Source organism: Methylophaga sp., assembly GCF_965655755.1.
Lineage (GTDB): Bacteria > Pseudomonadota > Gammaproteobacteria > Nitrosococcales > Methylophagaceae > Methylophaga.
In genome coordinates this window covers 1-20,268 of the sequence record NZ_CBFHHW010000029.1, presented here as the reverse complement: position 1 = coordinate 20,268, position 20,268 = coordinate 1, and the positions used below count along the sequence as shown (strand labels likewise).

General features: G+C 46.1%; 21 protein-coding genes. 18 read left to right on the top strand and 3 right to left on the bottom strand.

All coding sequences use genetic code 11. From position 1 onward, the window contains the following. From ACTF5U_RS09960 to ACTF5U_RS09950, 3 genes are all read left to right on the top strand, one after another. On the top strand, positions 1-774 hold a 774-nt coding region (locus ACTF5U_RS09960; RefSeq protein WP_438971479.1), incomplete at its 5' end, for an energy transducer TonB. A 47-nt stretch (positions 775-821) separates the two neighbouring features. Beyond that, positions 822-989, top strand: a complete 168-nt coding sequence (locus tag ACTF5U_RS09955) for an alpha-hydroxy-acid oxidizing protein (protein ID WP_438971491.1) — start codon at positions 822-824, stop codon at positions 987-989. 141 nt (positions 990-1,130) lie between these two features. Continuing rightward, positions 1,131-1,913, top strand: a complete 783-nt coding sequence (locus tag ACTF5U_RS09950) for an ATP-binding protein (protein ID WP_438971478.1) — start codon at positions 1,131-1,133, stop codon at positions 1,911-1,913. An 8-nt stretch (positions 1,914-1,921) separates the two neighbouring features. Here the strand turns inward: ACTF5U_RS09950 and ACTF5U_RS09945 are convergent, their stop codons facing one another. After that, complete coding sequence (locus ACTF5U_RS09945; RefSeq protein WP_438971477.1) at positions 1,922-3,112, bottom strand: multidrug effflux MFS transporter; 1,191 nt, start codon at positions 3,110-3,112, stop codon at positions 1,922-1,924. Next, entirely contained in the window at positions 3,109-3,624 is a 516-nt protein-coding gene (locus ACTF5U_RS09940) for a MarR family winged helix-turn-helix transcriptional regulator (RefSeq protein ID WP_438971476.1), read from the bottom strand. Before ACTF5U_RS09940 ends, ACTF5U_RS09945 begins: the two co-directional genes overlap by 4 nt. 172 nt (positions 3,625-3,796) lie before the next feature. On the opposite strand from ACTF5U_RS09940, the gene ACTF5U_RS09935 reads away from it, so the two are divergent. Both ACTF5U_RS09935 and ACTF5U_RS09930 read left to right on the top strand, forming a co-directional pair. Next, the gene (locus ACTF5U_RS09935) at positions 3,797-5,377 is read left to right on the top strand and encodes a peptide chain release factor 3 (RefSeq protein WP_438971475.1); all 1,581 of its coding nucleotides are present in this window, start codon (positions 3,797-3,799) and stop codon (positions 5,375-5,377) included. Positions 5,378-5,446: 69 nt separating this feature from the next. Continuing rightward, complete coding sequence (locus ACTF5U_RS09930) at positions 5,447-5,896, top strand: CBS domain-containing protein (protein WP_438971474.1); 450 nt, start codon at positions 5,447-5,449, stop codon at positions 5,894-5,896. Here ACTF5U_RS09930 and ACTF5U_RS09925 read toward each other — a convergent pair whose 3' ends face one another. Next, the gene (locus ACTF5U_RS09925) at positions 5,897-6,193 is read right to left on the bottom strand and encodes a DUF3579 domain-containing protein (protein WP_438971473.1); all 297 of its coding nucleotides are present in this window, start codon (positions 6,191-6,193) and stop codon (positions 5,897-5,899) included. Between the two features lie 169 nt (positions 6,194-6,362). Here ACTF5U_RS09925 and ileS point away from each other — a divergent pair, with 169 nt between their 5' ends. From ileS to ccoP, 13 genes are all read left to right on the top strand, one after another. Then, positions 6,363-9,167, top strand: coding sequence for an isoleucine--tRNA ligase (gene ileS / locus ACTF5U_RS09920; protein ID WP_438971472.1), 2,805 nt, complete (start codon positions 6,363-6,365; stop codon positions 9,165-9,167). An 8-nt stretch (positions 9,168-9,175) separates the two neighbouring features. After that, positions 9,176-9,643, top strand: coding sequence for a signal peptidase II (lspA, locus tag ACTF5U_RS09915; RefSeq protein WP_438971471.1), 468 nt, complete (start codon positions 9,176-9,178; stop codon positions 9,641-9,643). Beyond that, positions 9,640-10,737 (top strand): histidinol-phosphate transaminase, encoded by a 1,098-nt coding sequence (hisC, locus tag ACTF5U_RS09910; RefSeq protein ID WP_438971470.1) that lies wholly within the window; start codon positions 9,640-9,642, stop codon positions 10,735-10,737. Before lspA ends, hisC begins: the two co-directional genes overlap by 4 nt. After that, the gene (locus ACTF5U_RS09905; protein WP_438971469.1) at positions 10,734-11,621 is read left to right on the top strand and encodes a prephenate dehydrogenase; all 888 of its coding nucleotides are present in this window, start codon (positions 10,734-10,736) and stop codon (positions 11,619-11,621) included. Before hisC ends, ACTF5U_RS09905 begins: the two co-directional genes overlap by 4 nt. Positions 11,622-11,633: 12 nt before the next feature. Then, positions 11,634-12,953 carry a 3-phosphoshikimate 1-carboxyvinyltransferase gene (aroA, locus tag ACTF5U_RS09900; RefSeq protein WP_438971468.1) on the top strand — a complete coding sequence of 440 codons (1,320 nt, stop codon included), beginning with the start codon at positions 11,634-11,636 and terminating at the stop codon, positions 12,951-12,953. Continuing rightward, positions 12,946-13,608 (top strand): (d)CMP kinase, encoded by a 663-nt coding sequence (gene cmk / locus ACTF5U_RS09895; RefSeq protein ID WP_438971467.1) that lies wholly within the window; start codon positions 12,946-12,948, stop codon positions 13,606-13,608. Before aroA ends, cmk begins: the two co-directional genes overlap by 8 nt. Before the next feature lie 115 nt (positions 13,609-13,723). Further along, positions 13,724-15,397, top strand: coding sequence for a 30S ribosomal protein S1 (rpsA, locus tag ACTF5U_RS09890; protein ID WP_438971466.1), 1,674 nt, complete (start codon positions 13,724-13,726; stop codon positions 15,395-15,397). Between the two features lie 123 nt (positions 15,398-15,520). After that, positions 15,521-15,814, top strand: coding sequence for an integration host factor subunit beta (locus ACTF5U_RS09885; protein ID WP_438971465.1), 294 nt, complete (start codon positions 15,521-15,523; stop codon positions 15,812-15,814). Between the two features lie 6 nt (positions 15,815-15,820). Next, positions 15,821-16,216, top strand: a complete 396-nt coding sequence (locus ACTF5U_RS09880) for an Mth938-like domain-containing protein (protein ID WP_438971464.1) — start codon at positions 15,821-15,823, stop codon at positions 16,214-16,216. Between the two features lie 376 nt (positions 16,217-16,592). After that, the gene (gene ccoN, locus ACTF5U_RS09875; RefSeq protein ID WP_438971463.1) at positions 16,593-18,017 is read left to right on the top strand and encodes a cytochrome-c oxidase, cbb3-type subunit I; all 1,425 of its coding nucleotides are present in this window, start codon (positions 16,593-16,595) and stop codon (positions 18,015-18,017) included. A 10-nt stretch (positions 18,018-18,027) separates the two neighbouring features. Beyond that, positions 18,028-18,708, top strand: coding sequence for a cytochrome-c oxidase, cbb3-type subunit II (gene ccoO, locus ACTF5U_RS09870; protein ID WP_438971462.1), 681 nt, complete (start codon positions 18,028-18,030; stop codon positions 18,706-18,708). Beyond that, a complete protein-coding gene (locus tag ACTF5U_RS09865; RefSeq protein WP_438971461.1) occupies positions 18,701-18,910 on the top strand; it encodes a cbb3-type cytochrome c oxidase subunit 3 in 210 nt (69 codons plus the stop codon). The genes ccoO and ACTF5U_RS09865 overlap by 8 nt, the downstream gene beginning before the upstream one ends. Further along, positions 18,903-19,829, top strand: coding sequence for a cytochrome-c oxidase, cbb3-type subunit III (gene ccoP / locus ACTF5U_RS09860; protein WP_438971460.1), 927 nt, complete (start codon positions 18,903-18,905; stop codon positions 19,827-19,829). The genes ACTF5U_RS09865 and ccoP overlap by 8 nt, the downstream gene beginning before the upstream one ends. Positions 19,830-20,268 lie beyond the last annotated feature (439 nt).

Sequence of the window (20,268 nt, the reverse complement as noted above, 5' to 3'; positions counted from 1 at the left end):
TTATTGATGGCGATAACGATTCATGTACTGGGGTTCACTTTGTTTTTTGATAAACAAGAAGATGATGGTGCAGTATTAGCGGGTGAGCAAGGTATAGATATTGACCTGGGGATGATGGGTGATCTGGGGGAAACTGAACAGGTAAAGGAAGAAACTGCCCCGAAACCTGAGACAATCCCCGAACCTGAGCCTGTCAATAAACCTGTTCCAGCCCCTGAGCCCGAACCAGAACCGGTGAAAAAGCCCACTCCTGTTGAGGCTAAGCAACAAACAGAAACCAAGGTAAAAAAAGCGCCGGCGCCTGAACCAGAACCAGAACCGTATATCGAGTCCGAACCTATTCGCAATGTTGAACCGGTTAAACAACTCCAGCAAGCGTCTGTTGTCGCTTCAACAGCCCCAAAACAGGCTAGTAAAACTCAACAGCAAAAGCAGACAACAGGGAAGGCCAGTGCAGTAACCAGTGGCGGTCAAGCTGCTGCAAGACAATCGTATTTTGGCTTATTGGCGGCGACACTCGCGAAACATAAACGCTACCCGTCCTCCTCACGCCGAAGAGGAGAAGAGGGCGTTGTGAAGTTATTTTTTGTTGTCGACCGACACGGTAAGGTACTGGATTATCGTATTACTGAAAGCTCCGGTTCTAAACGTCTCGATGAGGCGGTTCTTCGCATGCTCAACAAGGCCTCCCCCTTACCGGCATTCCCTGCCGACATGACGCAACAGCAATTGGAAGTCAACGTGCCGATCGCATTCCAACTCAACGTAGGCTAGCCTCTTCTAGCTAAAGATATTCCTTGTTACACACTATTTTCTTGCAGGTGTGTCTCGGACGGCCACAATTTTATGCTTTGTCAGTGTCTGGTGCTTTGGGGGCACATTTATTGAGAGTCTTGCGCGAAGAGCTTGAAGTGACTATCAGTCTAGCCGGTACTCCTAAGATAAATGACATCACATCCGATAGTTTGACTTTAAGTTCAGGGAAGTAAGTCTTACCGTTTGAGCGAAGAAATAATGGCTGGTGATTTTTTAAGACAAAGCTCACTGATTGTTCGTGTTTATTATTTCGATGACTCACGGCTAATCGTCAATGCTATGCTGTGACATACGTTAAATTTGATGAGGTCAGCATGCGAATAGATTGGCATCAGAATTACGCTGCCATTTGGCGTAGCCATAGCCGTAAATTAAAACCTGTAGCGATGCAGCGACTGGATCCGGTTCGATTGTCGGACCTGAAAGGGATAGATAAACAAAAACAGGCAGTTGTTGAAAACACCCAATATTTTATTGAAGGCAAAACCAGCAATCATGCTTTGCTTTGGGGAGCACGTGGTACTGGTAAATCGTCATTAATTAAAGCACTGCTGAACGAAATGGCGCCCCAAGGGTTGCGTATCGTTCAGGTTGATAAAGATGATTTAAGTTATCTCCCCGAAATCCTGGACTCTCTGGAAGAAGAAGACCAACAATTCCGCTTTATTATCCTGTGTGATGACCTCTCGTTTGAAGAGGGCGAGTTAAGTTATAAACCATTAAAAACCCTGCTTGAAGGCGGTGTTGAGCTGCCTCCCAAGCACGTGCGTTTATACGCTACTTCTAATCGACGTCATCTGTTGCCGGAAAAACAGTCTGAAAATCAATTGAGTGGTCTGGTTGATGGTGAAATCCATCACGCAGATAGTCTGGAAGACAAGCTTGCCTTATCGGACCGGTTTGGATTGACACTGTCTTTTTACCCGGCAAACTGGGAAAACTACTTTGCCATTGTCGAGTCATTGTTCACCGACGTGGCACTGGACAAGGAAAAGCTACATGAAGCGGCCAGACTTTATGCAATGGGCCGCGGCAGTCACAGTGGTCGCACGGCAAGGCAATTCTATCAATATTACCGCGCCAGTTTGCCGGACTAATTTCTGTTTTACGCTGGTTTAGGCTGGCCATTTTGCATTAAAAACCGCAGGCTCGGCGCTGCTACTGCACAGCCAAACATGACCACTATCATAGGCCAGGCCGTTCCATCTCCCAAAATACCTACAACGGCGCCAGTTACCGCGCCAGTAGCAAAACCAGATGCACCCAACAACGCTGTTGCGGTTGCACTGTTACTTGGGAAATATTCCACAGTGCTGGATGTGGCATTAGCCACAATCAATCCCATAACCCCGATGAAAAGAATAATCAGCGGTATGACGATATAAAGACTGGGGTTTGAATTGAAGCTAATATAGGCCAGAAGTAGGCTGGCAGTAAGTATTTGACCTGCCTGACCAATACTCAGAATAAATTGTGGCCGATGTCGTTTCAGCAGTCTTACATTCAGGCGGTTGAAGAAGATCATGGCCACCACATTGGTACCAAACAGAAAGGGATAAACGGTTTCACTGATGCCGAAGTAACCCATATAGACAGAAGGTGAGCCGGTGATAAACGCAAACATACCGCCCAATGCGAAACACTGTGAAAACAAAAAACCGACTGCACAGCGATTGGATAACACCATACCATAGCGTTTAAAGGCACCAGGGCGATCATCGGTTATCAGGCGTGTTTCTGGTAGTTTGAAAAATAAGGTGCTGCCAATGATGAGCCCGTACACCAACAAAAAGTCGAACACCAGTCGCCAGCCACTTAGGTGCAATAGCACCATACCAATCAGCGGTGCGAGCAGAGGTGCCAGCATCATGATAACCGCCATGTTTGAAAGATGACGCGCACTTTCCTGACCTTTACTGAAATCTCGGATAATCGCTGCAGAATTCACTACAGCCAGACCACCACCAAAAGCCTCAATAACCCGGAATGCCCACAACCATTCTATGGTTGGGCTGAGAATAATGCCCAATGTACCCAGACAGAAGAGACTAATACCACTGCCTGTTGCTGCTCGGCGACCGAAGTGATCAGAAAACGGACCACCGACGATTTGACCCAATGCGAAGCCCGCTAAAAATAAACTGAGCGAGAGTTCGACATCATGAATACTGACGCCAAAAAATGCGGACATATCGAGCATGGCAGGAAGATAAGCATCAATCGCCAGTGGTGCCATCGCCGTTAATGCTGCTAATAGCAGAATAAGAGAGCGAATGGATAACGTCAGTGATGTCATGTGTTATCGACCATAGTGGTGTCGAGATTCATCATTAAATTTTTGAGCAGGGTTTGCAGCTGCATTTTTTCTGCGTTGCTAAGCGGATTAAGTAGCTTTTCAATCAGGTGGAAATGTTCAGGATAAACCTCATCAATAAGCTGCTGACCGGTGTTTGTTAAAGACACTTTGATACTGCGACGATCCTCAGTGCAGTGTTGACGCTCAATAAGCTGCTTTTTTTCCAGTCTGTCCAGCCGACTGGTCATAGCGCCAGAACTTAGTAACATCGACTGATACAGCTGAGAAGGTGTTAAAGCCGCTTCACCCGAGCGTTTGAGTGCTGCCAGCACATCAAATTCACCATGTTTAAGATTCACTTTTGCATGCAGGCTGCTTAACGCTTCATCCAGCGTTTTATTTAATCGTAAAATTCGGGCAACAACCTGCAATGCGGCGTAGTCTGTATCGAGGTCAAGCTGTTGCCATTGGTCTTCGATAAGGTCGATATCGTCGAGATGAGTTTTTTTCATTTGATTTGTCTTTCTATCAAGATAAATAAAGGGTAACAATTCATCTTGATAGAAACAATCTTTATGCAAAGGTATATAGAAAAATAAGTCAACTCAATCGCTTTAATTGTGTCGGAGACAATAATCAGCCAAAATATGCGGCTTGATAGTAACCCCTCAGAGTAGTAATTACATGTCAGCCAGTCCCGTTCAACAAGCTGCTAACAAGCGCAGAACTTTCGCCATCATCAGTCACCCCGACGCAGGTAAAACAACCCTGACTGAGAAGCTGCTGTATTTTGGCGGCGCGATTCAGATGGCGGGCAGTGTTAAATCGCGTAAAACCGATCGTCATGCCACATCTGACTGGATGGAAATGGAGAAGGAACGGGGTATTTCGGTTACCTCATCGGTGATGCAGTTCCCCTATAATGATCGTATTGTGAACCTGCTAGATACCCCGGGGCATGCGGATTTTTCTGAAGATACCTATCGCACCTTAACCGCAGTTGACTCTGCTTTAATGGTGATCGACAGTGCCAAAGGTGTTGAGCAGCGCACCATTAAATTGATGGAAGTCTGCCGTTTGCGTGACACCCCTATCCTGACTTTCATCAATAAACTGGACCGGGAAGGGCGCGAACCGATTGACCTGATGGATGAAGTGGAAACGATCCTGAATATTCAATGTGCACCGATCACCTGGCCTATTGGAATGGGCAAAGGATTCAAAGGTATTTTCCATCTGCTGAATGACAGTGTGCATTTGTTCGAACCCCATAGCAAAGATGCCGGTGAAATCATTCAGGGCATCGATAACCCACGACTGGATGAGCTATTCGGTAGCATGGCCGAAGACCTGCGTGAAGAAATTGAACTGGTCCGTGGTGCCAGTCATCAGTTTGATCTGGAGGAATTTCTGGCAGGTCGTTTAACGCCGGTATTTTTTGGTTCAGCGATGAATAATTTTGGTGTGACCGAACTCATGGATTCGTTCGTGGAATATGCTCCGGCACCTCAGCCACGGGAAACTAAAAGTCGTGAAGTTGCGGCTGAGGAAGAAACGTTCAGCGGGTTTGTGTTCAAAATTCAGGCGAATATGGATCCCAAACATCGTGACCGAATTGCTTTCATGCGAGTGTGCTCGGGTAAGTACAGTAAAGGTATGAAAATGCATCAGACCCGCATCGGTAAAGATGTAACCATAGCGAATGCCGTAACCTTTATGGCGGCTGAGCGTGAGCAGGCAGAAGAGGCATGGCCGGGCGATATTCTGGGTTTGCATAACCATGGCACGATTCAGATCGGTGATACGTTTACACAGGGTGAAGAGCTGCAATTTACCGGTATTCCCTATTTTGCGCCTGAACTATTCCGTCGCGTGCGGTTGAAAGATCCTTTGAAAAACAAAGCTTTGTTGAAAGGGCTGCAGCAATTGAGTGAGGAAGGGGCTACGCAGCTTTTCCGTCCACTCGATAATAATGACCTTATTCTGGGGGCAGTCGGCGTACTGCAGTTTGATGTGGTAGTACATCGTCTAAAAGGCGAATACAACGTGGAGTGTGCTTATGAGCCGGTTCAGGTTTATACGGCTCGCTGGGTCTATTGCGATGATGAACGCAAACTGGAAGAGTTCAAGAAAAAGGCCTCTACCAACTTAGCTTATGATGGTTCGGGTAACCTCACGTATATTGCGCCAACACGGGTCAATCTTGATTTGACAGTAGAGCGCTGGCCAGATATTGATTTCCGTGCAACCAGAGAGCATCTCTGAGACCACTTGCTATTATTTGCAAAACTCAAGCAGAATAGCGGTAAGCACATTTGCTAAAGGGGCGAACGGATGAAGGTCAGGTCGATCACCAAAAATAAAGGTAAGCCGGTTATCGGTTTATCACCCTCTGACTCGTTGGATAAAGCCGTCAATCTGATGATGGAACATCGTATTGGTTCCCTAGTAGTGACTGACAATAACAGTACCTTAGTCGGCATCCTCTCAGAGCGCGATTTACTTAGTATCCTGCATCAAAAACATGCGATGTGGAGTCCGCTTACTGTGGCCGATGCGATGACACCGGAACCCTATGTGTGTGAGCCTGACAATAGTCTGGAAGATGTCATGAATATGATGGTCGATCATAATATCAGGCATTTGCCCGTGGTCTATAAAGGTAGACTTGAAGGGATGTTATCAATTACTGATATCGTGGAAGAGTTACTGAAGAAAGCCAAGTTTGAAAATAAGTTGTTGAAAAACTACATCCAGAACTGGCCAGATGCCGAACACGAATAATCAGTTGGCATCATCAAACGGGAATTGACTGGTCCGTTCAACCTGTAAGTTGTTATCGTCTGCAAATTCGATTAAGAAATCGAATAACATTTCATCGTCTTGTTCCAGCTCCGCGTCAATTACGACGCATTTCACGCCATCAATCGATGCCAGTCTGACATTGGGATGAAAAATAATCCGGCGTCCGGGGCCATAGGATGCAACGGCACCGCAAAGTCTCTCTGCCCAGTCACTGGGTCGGAATTTGCCTCCATCTTGAGTCAATCCGCGAATAATCACCTTTTCCGATGTGGCCATAAATTAAAGTCTGCTTGTGTGTTGAGACGATACAAAAGCCACATTCTACTGTAAATCAGGGGTGATGCATAAGCTGGGCGGATAAATAAAACTGCAATCAATGATTTAGGTAAACAACAAAAATCCGTATAATTACCGCTTTTGGTGATTTGAGAACAATGAGAAGCTTGTGGCCGACTACAAACAAACATTAAATTTACCCGCAACTAAGTTTCCGATGAAGGCCGGGTTGCCTATTCGTGAGCCTCAAACGCTCAAGCACTGGCAAGAAATTGACCTCTACAACAAACTGCGTGAAAACGCCAAGGGTCGCCCTCAGTTCATTCTTCATGATGGTCCTCCTTACGCGAATGGTGATATCCACATCGGTCATGCGGTTAACAAAATTCTCAAAGACATCATCATCAAGTCCAAGACTCTAAGTGGTTTTGATGCGCCGTACGTTCCCGGCTGGGATTGTCATGGTTTGCCCATCGAGCTTAATGTTGAGAAAAAAGTAGGCAAACCCGGCGTTAAAGTCAGTGCCAAAGAATTTCGTGATGCCTGTCGTCAATATGCGGCAAAGCAGGTTGATGGTCAGCGCGAGGATTTTAAACGTTTAGGTGTGCTGGGCGAGTGGGATAATCCTTATCTGACAATGGATTATACCTTCGAAGCCGATATCATTCGTACCCTTGGTCAAATCATTAAACAAGGGCATCTGCACAAAGGTGTTAAACCGGTTCACTGGTGTGTGGATTGTGGTTCTGCGTTGGCTGAAGCTGAAGTTGAATATGAGGATAAAACTTCTCCAGCGATTGATGTGCGCTTTAAAGCGGTTGATACAGCAGCATTTGAGGCAGCCTGTGGTGCAGCCAGTAGCCATGGTGAAATCAGTGTCCCTATCTGGACAACCACACCGTGGACATTGCCGGCGAATCAGGCGGTTTCATTAAATCCAGAACTGACCTATGTGTTGGTGCAATGTAAAGATGAACGCTTGTTACTGGCTGAGGCTCTGTATGAAAGCGCCCTTGAACGTTATGAACTAGAAGGTGATGTGCTTGTTCGTGTCAAAGGTGAGCAGTTTGAAGGCTTACTGTTGCAGCACCCATTCTACGATCGTCAGGTACCGGTCATTCTGGGGGACCATGTCACCAGTGACGGCGGTACCGGTGCTGTACATACTGCACCGGGTCATGGTCAGGACGACTATACGGTCGGATTGAAATACAAGCTGGAAGTTGATAACCCGGTGGCGAGTAATGGCTGCTTTTTACCAGATACACCGGTATTTGCCGGCGAGTCCGTGTTTAAAGCTAACCCACAGGTTATTGAATTACTGAAGGAAAAAGGCGCTTTGTTAGCCTATGTGGATATTCAGCATAGTTACCCACACTGCTGGCGCCACAAGAGTCCGATTATTTTTCGTGCCACACCGCAATGGTTTGTCAGCATGGATCAGAATGGCCTGCGTCAGGCTGCAATGAAAGCCATTGCAGATACCGACTGGATGCCGGACTGGGGTCAGAAACGTATTGAAAATATGGTTGAAGGTCGTCCTGACTGGTGTATTTCACGTCAGCGTACCTGGGGCGTGCCGATTCCATTGTTTGTGAATAAGCAAACCGGTGAGTTACACCCGGACACCGACACATTGATTGCACAGGTTGCCGAAAACGTTGAAGCCGATGGCATAGATGCCTGGTTTGAGATGGAAGCAGATACATTGCTGGGTAAAGATGCGGCTGATTACGACAAAGTTACTGACACCTTGGATGTTTGGTTTGATTCCGGTGTCTCTCATGCCTGTGTTCTGGCGCGACGTGATTATCTGAATCGTCCGGCGGATTTGTACCTGGAAGGCAGTGACCAACATCGTGGCTGGTTCCAGTCATCATTGTTGACTTCAGTTGCTACGACACATGCTGCACCTTATAAAGCTGTGTTGACCCATGGTTTTACCGTGGATGCGCAAGGCAAGAAAATGTCGAAGTCAAAAGGTAATGTGGTCGCACCGCAGAAAGTGATGAAAAATCTGGGTGCCGATATCATTCGTCTTTGGGTTGCAGCGACGGATTACAGTGGTGAAATGCATGTTTCAGACGAAATCCTGAAACGTACTGCCGATTCTTATCGTCGTATTCGCAATACATCGCGTTACTTATTATCCAATCTCAGTGATTTCGACCCAAGCTTAAACCTGCTTGCTTTAGACAAAATGCTGCCGTTGGATCGCTGGGCTTTGGATCGTGCTTATCATATTCAGGCCGATATCCTCAAAGCTTATGAGACATATCAGTTCCATACCATTTATCAGAAAATACATAATTTCTGTGCCAATGAAATGGGTAGCTTGTATCTGGATATTACTAAAGACCGCCAGTACACCATGCAAGAGGACAGTCTCGCACGTCGCTCATCGCAAACAGCGATGTATCACATTCTGGAAGCATTGGTTCGCTGGATTGCCCCCATTTTAAGCTTTACCGCTGATGAGCTGTGGAGCTATCTGCCCGGTGACCGAAATGAATCTGTGCAGTTAAATACCTGGTACGAGCAACTGGCTGCCATGCCGTTAGATAGCAAGTTTGATTTGGCGTTTTGGAATCAGGTCTTTGTTGTACGTGATGGTGTAGCGAAGGAACTCGAAAATCAGCGTAATAACGGTTATATCAAGAGTGGACTGACGGCTGAAGTTGGCTTATATGCAGATGAAACAGTGTTCAACACATTGAAGCTGCTGGGTGATGAACTGAAGTTTGTTCTCATTACCTCACAGGCCCGATTGAACCCGCTGAGCGAAAAGCCCGATAATGCGGTTGCCACTGCCGTAGATGGCTTATATCTGACGATTACTGCATCAGCACATCAACGCTGTGATCGATGCTGGCACCAAACAGAAACGGTGGGACAGAATCAGGAACATCCAGAGCTGTGTGGTCGCTGCATTGACAATATTGAAGGAGCCGGTGAACTACGCGAGTTCGCCTGATATCCTCTATGTTGAAATGGTTAAACTTGTCAGCCCTGATTATTATTCTGGATCAACTCACTAAATGGGTGAGTATCAGTCTACTTGAGTTACACGAAACCGTAGCGGTATTACCTTTTTTTAATTTCACCCTGGCACACAATTATGGGGCCGCTTTTAGTTTTCTCGCTTCAGCGGGCGGTTGGCAACGCTGGTTTTTTGTTGTTTTAGCGGCGACAGTGAGTATTGCGTTAACGATCTGGATGAAGAAACTTAAACCCACAGCTAAACTGGAAGCGTCAGCTTTAGCATTAATCATTGGTGGCGCAATAGGGAATGTAATTGATCGTTTCGTTCACGGTTATGTTATTGATTTCATTGATGTCTATTATGGAAGCTATCACTGGCCAGCGTTTAATATTGCTGATTCAGCGATATGTATTGGTGCAGTGCTATTAATTCTTGATAGCTTCAGAAACAAAACGGAGTCTCGATGAGTTTTTGTGATCTGGCGGTGAGTGGTGTTGCTGACCTACAACCATATGTTCCCGGCAAGCCTATTGAAGAGTTACAGCGTCAATATGGTGTGCGTGATGTTATCAAACTGGCTTCAAACGAAAATCCATTAGGCCCATCCAAAGCAGCGCTGGCAGCGGTAGCGCAGTCTGCAAAAGATCTTTCTCGTTACCCAGATGGTAATGGCTATGCTCTGAAGCTGGCGTTGGCAGAAAAATTACAACTGGTACCGGAACAGATTACCCTGGGTAATGGCTCAAATGATGTGCTGGAGTTGGTTGCTCGAGCATTTGCCGGCGCGGGTGATGAAATTGTGTTTTCTGAACATGCCTTTGCTGTCTATCCAATCGTTACCAAAGCTATAGGCGCTGAGGGTGTTATAGCACCGGCCAAAGAATACGGTCATGATTTGGCAGCGATTCTGAAAGCGATTACCAGTCGTACCAAAATTGTTTTTATTGCTAATCCAAATAACCCTACGGGCACATGGATCGAACCTGCTGAGATCAAAACGTTTCTTGAAAAAGTACCGGATAAAGTGCTGGTGGTCCTGGATGAAGCTTATGTGGAATACCTGGAACAGCAGGAAAACACGGTCAGCTGGCTGCAAGATTTTCATAATCTGATTATCACCCGTACTTTTTCCAAAGCTTACGGTCTGGCTGGCTTGCGTATTGGTTATAGCTTATCGCATCCTGAAGTGGCGGATTTGCTCAACCGCGTGCGACAGCCTTTCAATGCGAATAGTCTGGCTCAAGCCGCAGCAGTGGCAGCCCTGGGGGATGATAATTACCTTGAGCAGGCGCGAGAAATGAATACGGCCGGGATGAAACAATTCGTAGCAGGGTTTGAGAAATTAAACCTGAATTTTATCCCATCAAAAGGTAATTTCATTACCGTCAATGTGCATAGAAATGCCGCTGAGGTATTTGATGATTTGCTCTATGAAGGCGTGATTGTTCGTCCCATTGCTAATTATGGTTTACCACAACATTTGCGTGTCACTATCGGCTTGCCCAAGGAGAATGAGCGTTTCCTTGAAGCACTTTCAACCGTGTTGGGACAAAAAGAATGATTAACCGTCTCGCGATTATCGGTGTAGGCCTGATAGGCGGTTCCTTGTCTCTGGCGTTGAAAGCAAAAAGTGCAGTCAACGAGGTTGTTGGTTATTCGCGTAGTGAAGATGCGCGCCAGCAAGCGTTAGATCTGGGGATTATTGATAAAGCAGCCAGCTCATTAGCCGAAGCGGTACGTGATGCAGACATGGTTTTTGTAGCTGTGCCGATGGGGGCGATGGCGACCGTATTCAATGACATAGCGGCGCACCTGAATCCGGAAGCCATCGTGACTGACGGGGGCAGTGCCAAAGGACAAGTTGTTGCGGCGGCAAAGCAGGCTTTTGGTGATAAATTCAAACAATTTGTGCCGGGCCATCCTATTGCCGGTACAGAAAAGAGTGGACCTGCAGCGGCATTTGCCACTTTGTATCAGGACCACCGTATTGTTTTAACTCCGGTACCAGAAACCGATTCTGCTGCGACATCCAAAGTTAAAGCAATGTGGCAGTTGACGGGTGCAGAAGTGTTTGAAATGGACGTTGAACATCACGATATTGTGTTGGCTGCGACCAGTCACCTGCCGCATGTACTGGCGTTTAATTTAGTCGGCATGTTAGCTGAACGTGATGATTGTGATGATGTTTTGCGTTATGCCGCGGGCGGTTTCCGTGATTTTTCCCGTATTGCATCCAGTGATGCAGTGATGTGGCGTGATATCTGTCTGGGTAATCAGGAGGCGATTCTCAGTCTACTTGAACAATACCATCAAGGTATAAACCTGATTGAAGAAGCTATTCGCAATGGCGACGGTGATTATCTGATTAACGTATTTTCCCGGGCCAAGAAAGCCCGTGACAGCCGGTTTGCTGACCCAGACCTAATTGATAATAGTGAAGTGTGAGTAACAAGTTACGTGTCTAGCGAGATAAATAAGAAATACATTGTCCATCCGGGTGGAACCATTCAGGGCGAACTCCGGGTGCCGGGTGATAAATCGATTTCACACCGTTCTATCATGCTGGGCTCTCTGGCTGAAGGCACGACAAAAGTCACTGGCTTTTTAGAGGGTGAGGATGCACTTGCGACACTCGCCACTTTTCGTGCGATGGGCGTTGAAATTGTCGGGCCCGATAAGGGCAATGTGACTATCCGCGGTGTGGGGATGCATGGCCTGAAAGCACCAGATAAAGACTTCTATGTGGGTAATAGCGGTACATCGATTCGGCTGCTCAGCGGGCTTTTGTCAGGGCAGAATTTTGATAGCACTTTGAGCGGTGATTCTTCTTTATCCGGACGTCCGATGAAACGGGTGACGGATCCACTTTCCCTGATGGGTGCCAACATTGAGACAGCAGATGGTAAACCACCATTACATATTCATGGTGGCAGCGCGCTGAAAGGTATTGATTATGTGCTACCGATGGCAAGTGCTCAGGTAAAGTCATGTCTTTTATTGGCCGGAATGTACGCTGAGGGTAAAACCAGTGTTACAGAGCCAGCCCCAACCCGAGATCACACCGAACGTATGCTGACAGGGATGGGATATCCAGTTGAAGTTGAAGCGAACAGGATTTCAATTAATGGTGGCGGCAAGCTGACCGCAACAAATATTGATGTACCCGCTGATATCTCTTCTGCGACCTTTTTTATGGTCGCTGCTGCAATCGCACCGGATTCTGACATCACACTGAAGCATGTCGGTATTAATCCAACCCGAATTGGCGTGATTAATATTCTCAGGCTTATGGGCGCAGAGATTACCTTATCAAATGAAGCCGAAACCGGCGGTGAGCCTGTAGCCGATATCCGTGTGCGTTATGCACCATTGAAAGGTATTCACATACCAGAAGATCAAGTGCCCCTGGCAATTGATGAGTTTCCGGCTTTATTTATTGCGGCAGCCTGTGCCGAAGGCCAAACCGTATTGTCTGGTGCTGAAGAGTTACGGGTGAAAGAAAGTGATCGTATTCAGGTAATGGCTGATGGGCTGCAGACACTGGGTATTGATACTGAGGCAACAGAGGACGGTATTGTTATCAATGGCGGCATTATTGGGAGTGGTGAAGTCGACAGTCACAGTGATCACCGTATTGCGATGTCTTTTGCTATTGCTGCTTTACAAGCCGGAGGCAGTATCCAGATTAATGATTGTGCCAATGTGGCAACGTCGTTTCCGGGATTTGTAGAAATGGCCACTGAGGTGGGACTGAATATTGAGGAAATCGATGACTGATATTCCAGTTTTAACCATCGATGGGCCCAGTGGCTCAGGCAAAGGCACGATTGCACAAATGATGGCTCACAAACTGGGATGGCATTATTTGGATAGTGGTGCGATCTACCGTGTCCTCGCACAGGCAGCTCTGACACATCAGCTTGATTTGACTGATGAGCTGGCTGTGACAAAACTTGCAGAGACTTTGGACGTGCGCTTTTCTATCGCAGATGATGGATTAAAAGTGATGCTGGAAGGTGAAGATGTAAGTTTGCTTATTCGAAGTGAACAAGCTGGCAATGCGGCGTCAAAAGTAGCGGCGTTGCCTGCAGTTCGTGCCGCGCTACTTCAGCGGCAGCGTGATTTCAGACAGTCTCCCGGCTTAGTCACCGATGGCCGTGATATGGGCACGGTGGTGTTTCCGGACGCACCATTTAAAGTGTTTTTAACGGCAAGTGCTGAAGAACGCGCACAGAGACGTTATAAGCAGTTGAAAGAGAAAGGAATTGAGAGTAACCTTTCGGGTCTGATTGCAGAAATCTCCGAACGTGATCAACGTGATAAAGAGCGAAAAGTAGCCCCGCTAAGGCCTGCTGAGGAAGCTCTTATTCTAGATTCTACAGAACTCGGGATCGATGCGGTATTCGAACAAGTCAGGGCTTTAGTGGACTGACATGTGATTTTGGTGCCTGTTCGGCCGTGCCGAATGGGAATTTTAACGATCCTGCGTGAGCAGGTGATAATTTTTGGTGATTCTGTTCCCCAAACAGGATCAAGGATATTTAACAATGAGCGAAAGCTTTGCAGATCTCTTTGAAGAGAGTCTAAATTCAACTCCAATGCAACCAGGCAAGATTGTTACCGGTACGGTAGTCAATGTGGGCCCTGATGTTGTTATGGTCAATGCCGGTCTGAAATCAGAAGGCGCCATTGCCGTTTCCGAGTTTCTTAACGAAAACGGTGAAGTCAGCGTTTCAGTTGGCGATCTGGTCGATGTATCTCTGGAATCATTAGAAGATGGTTTTGGTGCAACTCAACTGTCTCGTGATAAAGCGAAGGCTGCCGAAGCATGGACTAAATTGGAACACGCATTCGAAGCTGGTGAAACGGTTACAGGTATGATTTCAGGTAAAGTCAAAGGTGGTTTCACCGTTGATCTGGAAAACATCCGTGCCTTCTTGCCAGGTTCTTTGGTCGATGTACGTCCTATCCGTGATACGTCTCATCTGGAAGGTAAAGACCTCGAGTTCAAACTGATCAAACTGGATCGCCCACGTAACAACATCGTTGTTTCTCGTCGTGCGATCATGGAAGAAGAAAACAGTGCAGAACGCGAAGCGCTTCTGGAAACACTGGAAGAAGGTAAAGTCGTTAAAGGTATCGTTAAGAACCTGACAGACTATGGTGCTTTCGTTGACTTGGGTGGTATTGATGGTCTCTTGCACATCACTGACATGGCTTGGAAACGCGTTAAGCATCCATCAGAAGTTGTGGCCATCGGTGATGAAATCGAAGTCCAGGTGCTTAAATTTGATAAAGAACGTGAACGTGTTTCTCTGGGTCTGAAACAAATGGGTGATGATCCTTGGAAAGATATCGCACGTCGCTATCCAAACAGCACACGCATCCAGGGTAAAGTAACTAACATTGCTGACTACGGTTGCTTCGTTGAAATCGAAGACGGTGTTGAAGGTTTGGTTCACATGTCTGAAATGGACTGGACTAACAAAAACGTTCACCCATCAAAACTGGTTTCATTAGGTGACGAAGTTGAAGTAATGGTTCTGGACATCGATGCTGACCGTCGTCGTATTTCTTTGGGTATTAAACAATGCCAATCGAATCCTTGGGAAGAGTTTGCAATGACTCACAATAAGGGCGACAAAGTAAGCGGCGCTATCAAATCAATCACTGACTTCGGTATCTTTATCGGTCTGGACGGTGGTATTGATGGTCTGATTCACTTGTCTGATATCTCTTGGGAAGAAGACAACGAAGAACTCATCCGTGACTTCAAGAAAGGTGATGATGTTGAAGCAGTTGTTCTGGCAATTGACCCTGAGCGTGAGCGTATCTCACTGGGTATCAAACAATTGCAGGATGACCCATTCTCATCGTACCTTTCTGAACATCCTCGCGGCACGATCGTGAACGGTACAGTAAGTGCTGTTGATGCACGTGGTGCAACGATTGAATTGGCTGAAGGCGTAGAAGGTTACGTCCGAGCTGCTGATATCGCTCGTGAACGTGTTGAAGATGCAAGCAAAGTATTGGCTGTCGGTGAAGCTGTGGAAGCGAAATTTACCGGTATGTCTCGTAAAGACCGTACTTTGACGCTGTCAATCAAAGCAAAAGATGATCTAGAAGAATCCCAAGCGGTGAAGGAATACAGCAATGTTGGTTCCGGCAACACCACAATTGGTGATTTGTTGAAAGAACAGATGGATCAGAAAGACAGCTAATCTAGCTATGTTGAGTGAAGAACACCCGGTTTATGCCGGGTGTTCTTTCTTTATCTGAATCAACGGATTGATAAACATTCTTAACATCGGTGTTTAGCGTTTAAATCCAGGAATTTTAAAGACATGACCAAATCAGATTTGATTGAAGTTTTATCTGAAAAACAATCTCTATTGAATTACCGTGATGTTGAGCTTGCCGTGAAACTAATTCTCGAGCAGATGAGTGACAGTCTGTCACTTGGTGATCGTATCGAAATTCGCGGATTCGGTAGTTTTACTCTTCACCATCGTCCACCGCGTGTGGGTCGTAATCCCAAAAGTGGTGAATCTGTCAAACTTGACGAAAAATATGTTCCTCATTTCAAACCTGGCAAAGAGTTACGTGATCGCGTGAATGACTCTGCAGGGCTCAAATAAACAGAAATGAAATTGAGTCTGGAAGCGGTTTCTGAATATAACCAAATCCACTCTTATGACAATAACAGCGTTGTTATTCGTCCCCAACATCAGAATCGTCTTGACGAAATCGAGACCAATTTTATCCTGACGCCTGAAACGTTAATTCGTGATTGGCCTGTTAGCGATATAAAACAGTTGTCAGCTGAACAGTTAGCTGACATTCAAAAACTGGATCCGGAAGTGGTTTTATTTGCGACCGGATCTGGTTTGACTGTTGACCTTCAGAAGTTATCCCAAATACTGACGCACCAACATATCGGTGTCGAGTTTATGGATTTGGGTGCAGCCTGTCGTACTTTTAATCTTTTAGTCACAGAGCAAAGAAAAGTAGTACTGGCAGTCTGTTTTCAGTCCGTTTAAATCTACTCCAGATTGCCGCATTCCCCAAAATTGTGACCGATATAGATAATTCTTTTTTACCACCCACCCAACCTAAGTACTTGTTTTCATTAGCTACGCAAGCATTCGGCTAACGTAGCTAAGTGGTTAGAACTTGACCATGTTTCACGATCTTAGGAAAATTCCTAAACTGAGCAAAACCAAAGCATTTATGACTGGTTTGTGACTTTGTCACTTAATCCTGATTTAGATCAAGATTTTGCTGCATAGTGACAGGACAGTTTCATGTAAAATTCACTTTGCTTTAGTTTAGAGCGTGAAGAAAAGGGTTCTGGCTTCGAAATAATAATAAAGAAGCTGTGAGAGAGTTTTCCTAAAGAGAGAAGGTGTGGTCGCTATGCAAGCGGAACAACAGCAGTATAACTATCAGGTGGTCAAGTGGTTCGCCTATATGGCGTGCGTATACTTGGTTATCGGCACCGGTGTCGGTGTGTATATCGCCTCGGAACTGGCCTGGCCAATTCTGAATTTCGATAATCCCTACATCAGTTTCGGACGTTTACGTCCTGTTCATACCAATGCGGTCATTTTTGCATTTGGTGGTTCTACACTGATGGCAACAGCTTACTACATTGTCCAACGAACCTGTGCTACCAGGCTTTGGAGTGATAAATTGGCATGGTTTACCTTCTGGGGTTGGAATTTAGTCATCCTGGGTGCCGTAATCACACTGCCGCTAGGCTTCACACAGGCCAAAGAATACGCTGAGCTGGAATGGCCATTAGATATTCTGATTGCTGCCGTCTGGTTGGCTTATACCTTTAATTTCATCATGACGATTTCAATCCGTAAGGTCTCGCACATTTATGTAGCGAACTGGTTCTTCATCGCCATGATGGTCATGATTACCTATCTTCACGTTGTAAACAGCCTGGCAATTCCGGTTGAATTGTTTAAGTCATACTCCATTTTTGCCGGTGTACAGGATGCGATGATTCAATGGTGGTGGGGCCATAATGCAGTAGGTTTCTTCCTGACAGCTGGTTTCCTGGGCATCATGTATTACTTCGTACCGAAACAAGCTAACCGACCAATTTACTCATACCGCTTGTCTGTGATTCACTTTTGGGCACTGGTATTCGGTTATGTGTGGTTAGGTGCTCACCATCTCCAGTACACAGCTTTACCTGACTGGACTGGTTCATTGGGTGCAGCTATTTCATTGGCGATGATCATTCCTTCCTGGGGTGGTGCTATCAACGGTATGTTTACCCTGAGTGGTGCTTGGGACAAATTGCGTACCGACTATATTCTGCGCTTCCTGATCGTGTCACTTGCTTTCTATGCGATGTCGACCTTTGAAGGTCCAGTCATGTCCGCTAAAACCGTAAATGCTTTATCACACTACACGGACTGGACAATCGGTCACGTACATTCCGGTGCTTTAGGCTGGGTAGCAATGGTGTCAATCGGTGCGCTATATCACATGGTTGAGCGTATGTGGGGGACCACAATGTACTCAATTCGTCTGGTCAACCTGCATTTCTGGATGGCAACGATCGGTACTGCTATTTACATCACCTCAATGTGGGTGTCAGGGATCATGCAAGGCTTGATGTGGCGTGCTTATGACGATTATGGCAACTTGGCATATACTTTTGTCGAATCAGTAGCACAGATGCACCCTTACTACGCAATGCGTTCTGTTGGTGGTCTTATATTCTTCTTGGGCGCTTGTATCATGCTATTCAATGTGACCGTTACTATTCGTCGCGCTATTGCTAAACCATCTGCAGAGATGGCAACTGCGGCTAACATTTAAGGAGACTGGAATGTCTGATCATAATTCAAATAAACCAGTTACCTTTCAGGAAAAACTGGAAAAAAATGTCTGGGCTCTGGTGTTGGCTACAGCATTAGTTGTATCCGTTGGTGGTATAGTTGAAATCGTGCCTTTGTTCTACTTAGATACTACTTTTGAGGATGATGTACATCCAGAGTTTGAAGAGCTCAAAGGTGTGCGTCCATACACGGCCTTGGAGTTAGCAGGTCGTGATATTTATCAACGTGAAGGTTGCTATTTGTGTCACTCACAAATGGTACGTCCTTTCCGTGATGAGAAAGATCGTTATGGCCATTACTCTCTGGCCGTTGAGTCAAAGTATGACCACCCTTTCCAGTGGGGCTCAAAACGAACTGGTCCTGATTTGGCTCGTGTTGGTGGTAAATATTCTGATGCATGGCAAATTCAGCATCTTCGTGACCCGCGTTCAGTTGTTCCGGAATCCGTTATGCCAAGCTATCCATGGCTGGAGGATGCAACTATTGATGGTGCAGGTATGGAAAAACGTCTGCGAGCAATGAAAGTTCTCGGTGTGCCTTACAGTGATGATGAAATCAACGGCGCAGCTGCTGTGGTCGAAGGTAAAACTGAGATGGATGCTCTCGTAGCCTATTTGCAAGTATTGGGCACCATGGTGAAATTCGAACCAGGCAGGGACTATCGTGACTAAACTTCAAGAATATTTTCATACTGATTGGAGTTCAATGACGGCAACTGACTGGTTTGGACTGGTGTTTACAGTAGTAATTTTTCTGCTGATGGTGGGATTGTATTTCTGGGTATTGAACCCAAAAAACAAAGACAAAATGGAATCCCATCGCACCTTGCCCCTGGATGATGACGAGACAAATTCGGAGAGAAAAGATGGCTGATAACAAAAAGAATCCTAATGAAGTGTCTGATACCGGCCATGAATGGGATGGCATCAGAGAGTTAGAAAACGAACCGCCACGTTGGTGGACTAATGCGCTTTATTTGAGTGGCTTGTTGGTTGTAGTGTATTTCATCCTATACCCATCACTCCCTCTGATTAACGGCAGCACTAAGGGCTTGCTGGGATGGACTCAAATCAAGGAGTACAAAGAAGACCTGGCTGAGGTTGAAGCAAAGCGTGCACCATTTGAAGAAAAGCTGGCAGCGATGACAGCGGAAGAAATTCTTGCTGATACTGAAATGCGTAATTACGCCGTCGGCTCCAGTAAGGTTTTGTACGGTGATAACTGTGCAGCTTGTCATGGCACCGGGGGGCTCCCTGCCAGTGGTTCCGGTTACCCGGTTCTGGCTGATGATGACTGGCTTTACGGTGGTGATGTCAGCACGATAGTCGCAACGCTGGCCAAAGGGCGTCAGGGCATGATGATGGCGCATGAGAAAACCTTAAAAGCAGAAGAAGTCGATGGCCTAGTTCAGTTTGTTTTGAATGCATCGGAAGGAACAACAACCGAAGCTGGCTGGAAGTTGTTCAATGACAAAGGTTGTGTCGCCTGTCATGGTGCTGATGCTAAAGGTATTCATCAATTAGGATCTGCTAATCTGACCGATAAGATATGGCGATTTTCCGGTGAAGAGGAAGAGATTCGTCACACCATTCTGCATGGCGTGAATGACCCATCTGATCCCCAAACTCGTGTTGCAGTGATGCCTGGTTGGAATGAAAAGCTGGCAGTGAAACTGGAAGCGCTGAAATGGGAAGAAGAGCCTGAATATGACGGCACAGAGACACAACGCCTTTCAGAGACTGAAATCAAGAAACTGGCGGTCTATGTTCATCAGTTTGGTGGTGGTCAGTAGTTGATGTTATTTCCCTCGGCATTCATGTCGGGGGAAGATAAAAATATGCGTATTGGAGAATACTATGGGAATTGATGCTGTTGTTGTTGGAGCTATTGCCGGTGTTGTTATTACCATTGTTGTATTAGCAGTTATCAGCTACCGGATTATAAAAAATATGGATGATAATAAATCACAAGATTGATTTAGAAAACTACATTCAAACGAAAGCCGGCTTAGGTCGGCTTTTTTTGATCACTGCGTTATCTCAATTTCTGACATAACACAGGTTTCATGCTAACTTCTTTAGCCGAATCAGCGAGACTGGAATGAGTGAAGAACAATCAGGCACTGTTATTGATACCGCTGCCATTTACGGTGACGTCTCCGACTGGCATGTAAATACCGGTGGCGAGAAGGTAGTTGCCAAACGCCTGAAAGGCCGTTTCCGTAACTTGAA